The following is a 10,550-nucleotide window of genomic DNA, read 5'->3' as shown; positions in this document are numbered from 1 at the left end:
CGATCTCTCCGACAGGCTGGCTGTATTGTTCAGCCATGAAATCCTGCCTGACATCATCCTGTCCCTGAATTACAGGAACAGCACCCTGGCCAGGCAGGATAAGGTCCAGCACTGGCAGCAGGCCGGACTGGAAACTTATCTTTCCAGGGATACTTCCCTGCTGCTGGAAGCAGAGCGTTCAGCAGAATACAGCAACCTCGACGAGCTGCTTGTCAATGTCGGGCTGAGGATGCTGATCTCCCACCACACGATCACTTCCCTCCTGAATCTCTATGCCTATGACCTGAACCAGGTCTATTCGCAGACTGTGCTCGGCCTGGGCATCGAATTCACGTTCTGAAACCCAAACATCACTAAACTCTCGTCATTTGTAACAAAGATGTTACTTGTCCGAGCCGGTATTAACGAATATAATAAAATAATTATATGATTCCGGAGGCAGGTGTGCGGAAAATAATGATTCTGGCTTTGGTTTCTATTTCATTCTTTTGCAGTTACTCTGAGTCATGTTTAAGCCCCCCCCAACCTGATATGGCTCAGGAAGTCGAAACCAGCATCCAACCTGACCTGGAAACCCTGAAAAGCCTGATCAATGCTTCGTTGTGGACCCTGCACCTTTCCCAGGTTCTTGGGCAGACAGATGGGTCTGCCCCTACAAATATTGAATCGGGATCTGGCCGAGCCAGCAAAGCCTACCCTAAATCAGACCTGACCCCATCCACAGCCGGTTCCGGTGCCTGTGCCGTTCCCAAATCCGCTACCCAAGCCACGGCCTGGCACCGTAATCAAGCGACACAAGAATCCATCGAGCAGGTCTATGCCTCTTCCCTGGACGAAAACAGCAGGAAATCGGCAAAAATAGCTGATTCGATAGTGAATGAGCTGGTCCTGGGCAATGGCTCTCCTTTTCGTGAATTCTCGTTTTTCTTTCACAAATCCGATTCAAATGCTAAAAAAGGATTTGGCGTTCTGGCCGGAAAAATCGAAGAAAAAATTCTGAATCTTCCCTCAACTCATTTTCTTTCTCAATGTCTTGCTGAAATCAAGAAAATCATCACAGAATCCCAGAATTCCCAGGTGAGTTTTGATAGATACAAGATCACTATTCAGGAAATGATTGATAAATATGGCCTGCTGATCGTGTCCATGCACGCCCAGACTCTCGGAGAGCTGCTCAATAGCGGCGATCAGGCTGAATTCAAAAAGCAGAAAGCATTCATAGACAAAGCCTTTCTCGTCTATGCAGAACTGCAGAATGTCTATGGAACCGGAAAAGCAGAGACTCCGGCAGACGTCTATGGCAAGGCAGTGAAAGCATATAAAGCAAAGAGTTATTCAGAAGCAATCAACCTTTTCAATCAGGTCATTTCCATGGATTCTACGTACGCCTCGCAAAACGGATGCTATTGGTACATAGGCATCTGTTACAGGGACTGGAGTTCACCGGACCAGGCTGTGAACAGCTTCAAGGACAGCATCAGATATGACGTCACCAAGCCGTACAAGAGGGAATCCTTTTATGAAGGTGTGACCATCTATCTCAACATTCAAACTGATGCCTCATATACTAAAGCGATCGCCTATCTCAAGGATGTGTATGCCATGCCACCTCCGGACGATTACATCAGTCAGAGCGTCTGGTGCGAGATGGGGCGTTTTTGCATGCGGGTTGACGAATTTCTTCCAGACCTGCTTCTCCCCAGGAGGGCGGAATATTTCAAAGAAGGCGTGGATGCTTACTGCCATCAGCTCGACTATTACAAGCCTGTCGCAGATCTTGAGGAATGGAAAAAACCTGATAACACCCAAGTGCAACTAGGGAATGCCTATTACAGGCTGGCAAAGGTCCCGCTATCCGGGATCAGCGCTGTGGACCAGGAACTTTATCTCAACAAAGCGATCGAGATTTACAGAAAAAACATCGTGGAATATCCGAAACCCCCAAGCGCCACCTCTGGAGCCATTACCACAGAAACTGTGCGCTCATACATAGCCGACTCGTTCAAATGCCTGGGGGATATTTCGGACTTGTCCAGGGAAAAGCGGATTTCTTATTATGAACAGGGAGGTGAAGAATATCTTAAGATGACCGGTGATTATCCAGATAGTGTTTATGCCCCTAAATATTACTGGGGTGCTGGTGATATTTATAGTATGTCCATTCAATCTGTTCTGGATAAGTTCGAAGACAAGGACAAATTCAGCCTCAAGGCAATCACTGCTTATAAAGATTCACTGATAAAATATCCGGACTATAGCTCCAATGACGCGATTCTCATCTCATTAGCCAGATGCTATGACAATCTGGGTAACAACTATGGAAACAATGGAATGCCCTACAGACGCGAATATCTGCTTCAGGCAGTAGACACCTATGACCGGTATATCAGCGGATACCCGGCAGGCGGACAGCTACTGCAGTGCATCTCCCAGGCAGCCTTTGACCTGCGCTATGTGGCGCTAACATATCAAAACGAGAAGGACATGGTCAATGCAGAAAAATACTACCTGTCAGGCATTGATCACTGGAAAAAGATCCTGGCCATGGCAGGCATCAATGACAGGTACAAAATACAGGCCCAGTACCGCATCGGAGAGAATTACAAACTTCTCTCCGATGCGTTCAGGAAAATCACGCATGACAGCGAAAACCAGCGCAAATACGGCCAGCTCGGAATTGACGAACTGACCAAGGTCTTTGATTACAGCACCTCAATCTATGGTTCCTCCACTTTCCGCTCCAGCAGCCTGCGATATTGCGGGGAGATTTACCTGTGGCTTGAAGAATACGCCACAGCAATCACATATTTTGACAGGGGTATCGTTGAGTACCCGAAATCCGCTGATTTTCCTTATTATCATCTGGGCAAAGGCGACGCTCTTTACGGCCTGAAGTCCTACACAGAAGCAGAAGACTGGTACAATAAAGTGCTAGGGCTTGATGTTTCAAGCTCATTCAAGCCATATTTCAATTGCCGGGCAGAACTCGGCCTGGGCAAATGCGAACTTGCCTTGAACAAGATCCAGACAGCTCATCAACACCTTGCTGAAGCTGTGAGAGTATACTGCATCGGAGTCACTATTGAGGACGGTGATGATTATGCCCTGGAAGCGAAAGACCTGATCGTAAAAAAGATACTTCGAGTGATCATAGACCCAATGACAGACACCATCGCCCAAGGCGAGCCTGTAAACTTCACTGCAAAACTTGTTTACATGGACGATGACTCTCATGAAGCCCAGGTGCCTGCCTCAGCTATCAAGGAATGGAAATGGGAAGAAAGCGGCAATGAAGGCGACGGCCACATCTTCGCTTCCACTGAAACCAACACAGCCACCTATACCGGCGGCACGGGCGATTTTCAGGACACGATCCTGACAGCCAAATGCAGACTGAATGCTGGAATCTTCGGCACGAGATCAGTAACACCTGAAATCTGGGTGGAGGGAGACAACCAGGTGCCGATTTGTCTGGTGAATGAGGATGGGAAGAGGATCAAGTTTGCACCAGTGTTTATTAACCACTCTGCAAAAGGAATGGGGCTTCCACCGAACTACGGAGCTCCTGTAAAAACAACACTTAAATTTGCCACTGATTACTCAGATGATGCTACTGATGAAATAATATTGATACCATGGAATCCAAATGCAACTGAGGAAATCAGATTGTCATTCACAGAAACTTCCCCGAGCAGCCGTCATTTTGTCAATGAAGCTGGAACATTGGAGCTTGAAGTGTTGAGCCCATCTCCCGATGATCGGTTTTCCGGAAAAAAACCTGGTGAAGAGTTGCTGAATGGAAATTTAATCGCTTTCGGAGAAAAAATACCATTAAAATTGCCGCTCTGGCTTGGACCGGGCATCGGCTCTGATAAAGTTTCGAAGAGTGTAAAATATGAAGCTTCCAATTCTTTCATTGATTTCAGCAATGCCGCAGACCTGGACCAAACCCAGTTTATGAATGACAATACAATTTTTCAGATTGAAGTGACATCGCCAGTTGAAGAAGGTGACAGTATCAGCCTCAGGTTTAAAACAAATGTATATGACTCTGATGAAGTGATATGCGATCGAATCAGCAAGAGTAAGTTCAGGTCCGGAAAATTACTTTTGGCCAGTGACAGTCACCCGAGCGATCAAAGCAGCATTAAAGGTGGCATGATTGTTCCAGTAAAAACCGGCGACGAGAGTAGAATGAATCTGCTGGAGCTGATTTTCGGGCAGAAAATCAGGAGAATTCTGATCAAGCTTCCTACATTGCTCGTGTGTGCATACAATCCTAACATTGTAGAAGCGGATTTTATCAATAATGCAATAAACTTAGTGTATTTTGAATCAATTTTCGGCCAGATTTTTACTTCCAAGGAAGGGATCTGGAGCGCTCAGATCAAGCTGTTAGAGAATGAACTCAGGAAAACAAACAATGTGACGGTATGCTATACGCCCACACCAGCGCAATTCAAAGATGCCTCATTAAGAAACTATCTTTCGTTGAAAGATTTTGACAAGATCATCATCGCTGGTCATGGTTATGGTACGATAGCAGGAATTGCAATGTATCCAGATGAAAGAATCTATGATACATATTGGAGTTATCGGGATTGTTACCTTGCTCCCAAGGAAGTAAAACCAAATTTAGGTAATAATCATCCTAGGGTTGTAATTCTGTCAGCCTGCTGGTCTGCTAAAGGCATACATGGTCTCGACAATGCCTCGAGCTGGATCAATGCTTTCAACAACCCGGATGTCTTTGTTGGAAGTGATGGAGAACTGAATGCGTTAGATGCGGAAGAAGTTTTTACCCAGCTGTTCAAGCTGGCGAATCAGAATTGGATAGATCACAACAAAGGGATGCTGTTTTCTGAATTGTTAGATTTGTCAATATTAACCGAATGGCCTTCTCTAATTGATTGTCCATTAGTGAGAATAGGCGATTGCCTGATACCTTACTGAGTACTTATGGAAAATAACACCAAGAGTTATCTTCGAAGTTATCTGATAAAATCTGTTATAGGGATTGTCTGTTTGGTAGCAATCACTGAATTTCTATTTAGATCCTGCTGCAATGTGATGCAATGCGGACAACTGCGTTATGAGTTTGACGGCAAGTTAGATGAATTCAATCGCGACTGGGGTTATATCCCGTCCTCCATGCTGATCCTGAAGTACCTTCCTGAGTTAATACATCACACCGGTCCCAACTGCCCGCAAAATGGAGAATATAGTCTTTACAATAGCAAAGACTGTTTTTTTTGCAGATGCAGTGTCCATGGAATTCCCTACTTTAAAAAGCCACGGAGATACATTGAATTGATAAATAATCCGTCACTGCTGGACAGGCTTACCTATTGGGAAATGACCCCTGAACTTCACTTTAAATACCCGATTCCAGACGAAAACAGCCTGGTGATTTCAAGCTCAGAGATCAACCAAGAGGACCGTTATTCGCGAACGCCTTTGATGCTCTCGATAATTTACGGGAAAACCGATTTAAGTCTCCGGCTTTTGAATCTGGGTGCAGATGTAAACTGTACGGACATTCATGGGCGGACAGCACTTTTCTTTGCTGCCAGGGAAAAACAACTTGCTGTTGTGAGAAAGCTGCTGGAAAAGGGGGCAGATGTAAAATACGCTGACCATTACCATAACGGGGCTTACACTCCCCTGGTGATGGCCGCAGGCGACTGGAGGATTGGAAAAGAGCTTTGGATAAGAAAGGATGCAGCAATTCCGGATGAGATCCAAGCATATCAAAAATCCATTGAAGCGAGCAATGAATTCGTTGAACTTGTTTCGGATCTGGTGCAGGCCGGTGCTGATGTGAACGCAACAGGCGGAAATGGAAATGCTCTGTTTTATGCCTGTTACTTCGGACATTTCAAGACAGCCGATTTTCTCATCGAACACGGCGCGTCTATCGAAGCGGCGGATAAATTGTACTCAGTTAACATTTCACCAATAGATAACTTGCCATACTGCAAGAATTACGAATATACACAAATCTGGTTTCCCCCTGGAGCGACACTTGTGCAGATCAAGGATTATCTAAGGGAAAAGCATGGCAGGAAATAGGAATTTTGCAACTGGCGATGGCCGATCAAAAGAAAAAGAGACACCAAACAAGAGAGAAACGAGATAATCTTCCCCACGAAATTTCGACACTTTGCTGTTACCTGACAAATTGGAATTGACTGCCGGAGCGAAAAACAGCCTGGCTCTGCTTGCGACTTTATTGTATCCTCTCCCCTGATTCTGATATAATTCATCAGCGCCTCTAACAAAATGACTGATAAGGATTCAGCGCTGAAAATCATTTTGAAAGAGGCTCAGAAAAAATCCGGGGTACTAAATATGACAGGCTCAGAAATCAGGGAAAAATTCCTGAAATTTTTCGAGGAAAAAAAGCACCTTAGAGTCAAAAGTTCTTCGCTGATCCCGCAGGGCGACAAGACCCTGCTCTTCACCAATGCCGGCATGGTGCAGTTCAAATCAGTGTTTACAGGCGAAGAAAAGCGTGAATCCAGGAGGGCTGCCTCAAGCCAGAAATGCGTGCGTGCGGGCGGCAAGCACAATGACCTGGAGAGCGTGGGCATCACTGCCAGGCATCATACATTTTTCGAAATGCTCGGCAATTTCAGCTTCGGCGATTATTTCAAGGAAGACGCGATTGCCTGGGCCTGGGAACTTCTGACCGGGGTTTACGGGTTGCCTAAGGATAAGCTCTGGATCACGGTTTTCCGCGAAGACGACGAAGCTGCTTCAATCTGGGAGCAGAAAATCGGGGTCAGGCCTGAGCGGATAGTGCGCATGGATGAGTTGGATAATTTCTGGAGCATGGGCGACACAGGTCCCTGCGGACCATGCTCGGAAATACACATCGACCAGGGAAGCGGTGTGGGCTGCGGAAAACCCGGCTGCGATATCCACTGCGGCTGCGACAGATTCCTGGAAATCTGGAACCTGGTCTTCATGCAGTTCGATAAAAAAGAAAACGGAGAAATGACAAAGCTTCCCAAGCCTTCAATTGACACAGGCATGGGTCTGGAACGCTTGACTGCCGTGATCCAGGGCAAGCACAGCAATTATGAGACTGACCTGATTTTTCCGATCATCGAGCGGATCTCAAAAGATTCAGGCGCAGTGTACGGGTCAGACCTCAAAAAAGACACAGCCATGAGAGTACTGGCGGATCACATCAGGGCCATGTCCTTCCTGATCTGCGACGGCGTGCTTCCCTCCAACGAAGGCCGTGGATACGTCCTGCGCCGGATCATGCGCCGTGCCAAGCGCTATCAGGAACGGCTGGAAATCGAAGGCGAGTATCTCTATCAGCTGTTCCCTGAAGTGATCAGGATCATGAAAGACGCCTATCCTGAGCTGATAGAAAAGATAGAGCTGATTTCCAAGATCATCAGGCTGGAAGAGGAGAAATTTGCCCTGACTCTCCGGAAGGGCCGCAGCATGATCGAGGAACTGATCGCAAAACTCAAGGCTGAAAACCAGTCCGTACTGCCTGGTTTTGATGCCTTCAAGCTGTACGATACATTCGGCTTCCCGCTGGAAATGAGCAAGGATATTTTCGCAGAAGCAGGCTTTGCGATCGACGAACCAGGATTCAACGAATGGATGGAAAAACAGAAAACAATGGGCCAGGCTTCCTGGAAAAAAGACGAGGCTCTGAAGGAATACCAGGAATGGGCCGTGAAACACAAGCCCACCGAATTTCTCGGCTATGATGAGACATCCTCAGACAGCTCAGCCATACTGGATTTTGACGATCAGGTGCTGCTGCTCGACCGCACTCCTTTTTATGCCGAATCAGGCGGCCAGACAGGAGACACAGGCACAATCGAGGCTGAAAATTTCCGCTGCATAATTACTGACACCAGGAAATCAGGCAGTGTTTACCTGCATTTTTATGAAACAGAGTCAGGCTCCCCAGTGAAGAACGCCAAAGTCAAAGCCCTGGTGGATGAACCAAGACGGGCTGCCATCAGATTCAATCATTCCGCAACGCACATGCTGCAGGCCGCGCTGCGACAAGTCCTGGGCTCCCATGTCCAGCAGACAGGCTCTTTTGTGGATGACGAGAAGCTGCGCTTCGACTTCAAGCATTTCGCTCCCCTCACTTTGTCTGAAATCCGGAAGACCGAAGAAATCGTGAATCGTAAAATCTGGGAAATGTTGAATGTCACTACCATGGCAAAAAGTCTGCACGAAGCTAAAAGCGAAGGAGCGCTGGCTTTTTTCGAAGAGAAGTACGGCCAGGTGGTGCGGGTAGTAAAAATGGGGGACTTCTCTACAGAGCTGTGCGGTGGAACTCATGTGCACAACTCAGGAGAAATCGGCTTGTTCAAAATCATCTCTGAGACTGGAATCGCTGCTTCCATGCGCAGGATCGAAGCTGTAACGCATGAACGCGCCCTGAAAATTTTCAAGGATCACGAACACCTTCTCTCTGATCTCTGCTCAACAGTGAAATCCCAGAACAGCGGGGAACTCCTGGAAAAAATCCAATCCCTTCAAACAGAAAAGAAGGATCTGGAGCGTAAAGTCGAAGAACTGAAGGCCAGGCTCGCCGGAGGCGACCTGGATTCAGTGATCAGCGGTTCACCGGAAGTTTCGGGTGCAAAGATAGTCGCAAAAAAATTCCAGGACCTGCAGGCTCAGGAACTGCGCAGCCTGGCCGACAGGATCATTGACCGTGTCAAGGGCATCGCCATTCTCGGATCCGACACTGAAGGCAAGGCGGCTCTGGTGGTGAAAGTTTCAAAGGAGCTGTCAGGCAAAGTCAAAGCCGGCGACCTGATCAGGGAAATCGCCAGGCTGGTCGACGGAACCGGCGGAGGAAAGCCGGACCTCGCTCAGGCAGGAGGGAAAAGTCCGGCGAAAATCCAGGCTGCCCTGGACCGCGGGATCGAAATCGCGAAGGAGCTCCTGAAATGAGGGTGATGGGTCTCGATTACGGCGAAGTCAGGGTCGGAGTCGCGATGTCGGATCCCATGCAGATCATCGCCTCGCCATTTGCAGTGCTGAAAAACGATGAGCAGCTGTTTCAGGGCCTCGAAAAAATCATCAAAGAGCAGGATGTGGGAATCATCGTGGTGGGCTGGCCTACCAACAGCAAGGATGAACCGACCAAGCAGACCAAAAAAATCTTTGATTTCATCAAAGTGCTGTCTCAGTTCGGGCTCCCTGTCGAACGCGTGGATGAGGATTTCACCACCATGGATGCAGAACATTTCATGCTGGAGGCCGAATTTGCCAGAAAAAAAAGGAAACAGAACAAGGACAAGATTGCTGCCTCGCTGATTCTTCAGTTTTATCTCAACTCCAGGATATGAGCGGAAAAATCGAACTGCTTTTACCGGCCGGAGATCCAGAAAAATTCAAAGTCGGGCTTGCCTATGGCGGTGATGCTTTTTACGCCGGAGGCGAGCATTTCAGCCTGCGCAACGCCTGCCGGAACTTCACCCCTAAAGAACTGGAGTCATCAATCAGGCTGGCTCATGAATCAGGCCGGAAGTTCTACCTGGCTTTGAATATTTTTCCCAGATGCGGAGATTTTCCAGCTCTGAAAAAATATCTTCGAAAAATCAGCAAGCTGCCGCTGGATGCCCTGATAGTTTCGGATCTGGGAATCATCGAACTCCTGGCCGAACTGAAAATCGGGATCCCGCTGCACATTTCCACCCAGGCAAATATACTCAACCATTATGCAGTGGCATTTCTGAACAGGATCCCTGTCAAAAGGATTATCCTCGCGAGAGAACTCTCCAGAGCGGAAATCTCGCTGATCCGGAAAAAACATCGAAATGTGGAGCTGGAGATTTTCGTACACGGAGCGATGTGCGTCAGCTATTCAGGCCGCTGCCTGCTCAGCCTCTATTTTAACAAAAGGGACGCGAATAAAGGAGACTGTTCCCATCCCTGCCGCTGGAAATACCAGCTCCAGGAAGAAAAAAGACCCGGAGTATACCTGCCGATCAGCGAAGAAGATTCAGGCAGTCTGATATTCAATTCCAGAGACCTCTGCCTGATCGGTCATCTTCCGGAAATCATCAGCCTAGGCATCGACAGCGTCAAGATCGAGGGGCGCGTGAAATCCGAGTATTATCTGGCAGTTGTCGGCAGAACTTACCGTGAAGCTATTGATTCATGCTACAGCGGGAAAAAATTCACACTCAGAAAAGAGTGGCTTCACGAACTGGCGAGCGTTTCCCACAGGGAGTATACAACCGGCTTTTTCACCGGACTGCCTGCAGATGTAATGAGGAAGCAATCCGCCTACCTTAGAAACTGCCAGGTGGTCGGCAAAATTCTCTCCTGCAATGCGGGAAGAAGCAAAATTCATGTAAAAAACAACCTGTACTCAGGCGATTCAGTGGAGGTGTTTTCCCCTGAAGGGGTGTTCCCTGAAAGTATCCGTGAACTGCGTTCTGGAAACCATAAAATCTCAAAAGCCACCAATGAAATGATCGTCAACTGCGCCTTATCCAGAGAATACTCCTGGGGCAGTTTCCTGAGAAAGAGGGAAAAATGACTCTGCA

General features: G+C 47.6%; 6 protein-coding genes. All 6 read left to right on the top strand.

What is annotated here, in order from left to right; all coding sequences use genetic code 11:
* Positions 1–340 (top strand): hypothetical protein (locus tag PHW04_14250; protein MDD2717049.1); only part of this gene is annotated, 340 nt, incomplete at its 5' end.
* Between the two features lie 191 nt (positions 341–531).
* Positions 532–4,953, top strand: coding sequence for a tetratricopeptide repeat protein (locus tag PHW04_14245; GenBank protein ID MDD2717048.1), 4,422 nt, complete (start codon positions 532–534; stop codon positions 4,951–4,953).
* A gap of 357 nt (positions 4,954–5,310) precedes the next feature.
* The gene (locus PHW04_14240; protein MDD2717047.1) at positions 5,311–6,072 is read left to right on the top strand and encodes an ankyrin repeat domain-containing protein; all 762 of its coding nucleotides are present in this window, start codon (positions 5,311–5,313) and stop codon (positions 6,070–6,072) included.
* Positions 6,073–6,351: 279 nt separating this feature from the next.
* The gene (alaS, locus tag PHW04_14235; protein ID MDD2717046.1) at positions 6,352–8,946 is read left to right on the top strand and encodes an alanine--tRNA ligase; all 2,595 of its coding nucleotides are present in this window, start codon (positions 6,352–6,354) and stop codon (positions 8,944–8,946) included.
* The gene (ruvX, locus tag PHW04_14230; GenBank protein ID MDD2717045.1) at positions 8,943–9,344 is read left to right on the top strand and encodes a Holliday junction resolvase RuvX; all 402 of its coding nucleotides are present in this window, start codon (positions 8,943–8,945) and stop codon (positions 9,342–9,344) included. Before alaS ends, ruvX begins: the two co-directional genes overlap by 4 nt.
* On the top strand, positions 9,341–10,543 hold the full coding sequence (locus PHW04_14225) for a U32 family peptidase C-terminal domain-containing protein (protein ID MDD2717044.1): 1,203 nt from the start codon (positions 9,341–9,343) through the stop codon (positions 10,541–10,543). The genes ruvX and PHW04_14225 overlap by 4 nt, the downstream gene beginning before the upstream one ends.
* Positions 10,544–10,550: the final 7 nt, after the last annotated feature.

This window comes from Candidatus Wallbacteria bacterium, from assembly GCA_028687545.1.
GTDB lineage: Bacteria > Muiribacteriota > JAQTZZ01 > JAQTZZ01 > JAQTZZ01 > JAQTZZ01.
This window is presented reverse-complemented; position numbering and strand designations above follow the sequence as displayed.